Origin of the sequence: Enterobacter sp. ENT03, assembly GCF_019218745.1 — a bacterium.
GTDB lineage: Bacteria > Pseudomonadota > Gammaproteobacteria > Enterobacterales > Enterobacteriaceae > Enterobacter_D.
In genome coordinates, this window is sequence record NZ_JAHUXA010000066.1 from 1 (window position 1) to 255 (window position 255).

General features: G+C 53.7%; 1 rRNA gene. It reads left to right on the forward strand.

Going from position 1 to position 255, the window contains the following annotated elements:
• Positions 1 to 166 precede the first annotated feature (166 nt).
• Positions 167 to 255 (forward strand): 5S ribosomal RNA (gene rrf, locus KW828_RS21770); the annotation flags it as partial.

Consider the following 255-nt stretch of genomic DNA (forward strand, 5'->3'; position numbering starts at 1 on the left):
GATAGGCCGGGTGTGTAAGCGCAGCGATGCGTTGAGCTAACCGGTACTAATGAACCGTGAGGCTTAACCTTACAACGCCGAAGATGTTTTGGCGTGATTTGAGCGATTTTCAGCTGATACAGATTAGTGTTTAATGCCCTGAGTGGTGTTAGACGAACAGAATTTGCCTGGCGGCACTAGCGCGGCGGTCCCACCTGACCCCATGCCGAACTCAGAAGTGAAACGCCGTAGCGCCGATGGTAGTGTGGGGTCTCC